The following is a 1276-nucleotide window of genomic DNA, read 5'->3' on the forward strand; positions in this document are numbered from 1 at the left end:
GTCCACGGCAGCGGCTCGGGGGCACGCGTCGCCGCGACGAGGGCGGCGGCACCGGCCGCGGCGTCGACCGTCAGCACGGCGGCCGGCCGGCGCTGCGCCAGCGCGGTGGCGGCTCCCGCGAGCGTGGTCGTCGCACCCGCACCGCCGTCGGCCTGCACGACGGCGACGCGTCGGCTGGTCGAGACCGCGCGACGCAGGCCCTGGTCGGCCTCTTCGAGCGTCCGCGCGAGACCGGTCGAGCCCCCGAGGGTCAGCCGGGCGACCTCACGCAGCCGTGCACCGGCCATCAGAACGTCCCGAGCAGGTCGGCGTAGAGGCCGAGCACCCCGAGCAGCGTGGGCAGCATCGCGAGCACTCCGAGCAGCTCGGCGAGGTCGCCGATCCGCCGCCAGCGGGCGCGCTGCTGACCCGACGGGTCGAAGCCCGCGACGGCTGCCGCGACCACGGCGAGCGCGAGCGCCCCACCGGCCGCCGCGGCGGGCTCGCCACCGCCCCACGGACCGAGCACGCCGACGAGCAGCGGCACGACCACGGCCGCCCACAGCAGTGCGACCTGCGGCCGCAGCGGGAGGCTCCGGGTGCGCAGCGCGAGCACGACGAGCGCGACGACGGCGAGGACGGTCGCGCCGGTGTCGCGGGAGGCGATGAGGCCCGCGCACGACGTCGCCGCCGCGACGGCCACCGCGACGGTGCTCCAGGTGAGGCCCGCGTACGCGTCGCCGAGCGCGAGACGCACGGCGGGACGGCGCGGGGGTGTCCCGTCGAGCGCGGCGTCGTCGAGGCCGGTCAGCCCGGACGTCGTCATCGCCCACCAGGGCAGCAGGCCGCAGGCGATCACCGCGACGACCGCGATGGCCGCATCGGCCCGGACCTCCGGCAGCAGCGCACCGAGCACGAGCTGGAGCGTCGTGAGGACGATGCCCGCGACGGCCCCGACGGCGGCGCCTCGGTCGGACCGGCCGATCCCGGCGCCTGCGCCCAGCGCGACCCACGCGAGCAGCGACCCCGCGGTCGCGGCCTCCGCGAGCGCCACGTCACCGGTCGCGAGGAGCAGCGCGGCGAACGGGACGCCCGCACCGACCACGGCTGCGGTGAGGACCAGGCCGGCGTACCGGCGGCCCGCACGCCCCAGGCCGGCCGCGACGGCGGCGAGCACGAGCGCGAGGACCGCGACCGCGGCAGCGCCCGCGACGGCCTGCTCGACGAGCGGCACGGCGACGATGGTCGCCGCCGTCGCGAGCCCGACGACGACGGCCGCCAGCACGCGGCGCGACGA

General features: G+C 79.0%; 1 protein-coding gene and 1 pseudogene. Both read right to left on the reverse strand.

What is annotated here, in order from left to right; all coding sequences use genetic code 11:
• Window positions 1-287: hypothetical protein (locus CTKZ_RS20885; protein ID WP_200829865.1), on the reverse strand; the 287-nt coding region annotated here is incomplete at its 3' end.
• Window positions 287-1276: pseudogene (locus tag CTKZ_RS21850) on the reverse strand (hypothetical protein); the annotation flags it as partial. The gene CTKZ_RS20885 and the pseudogene CTKZ_RS21850, both read right to left, overlap by 1 nt.

The sequence above is a fragment of the Cellulomonas algicola genome (assembly GCF_003851725.1).
In the GTDB taxonomy this organism is placed as follows: Bacteria; Actinomycetota; Actinomycetes; order Actinomycetales; family Cellulomonadaceae; genus Cellulomonas; species Cellulomonas algicola.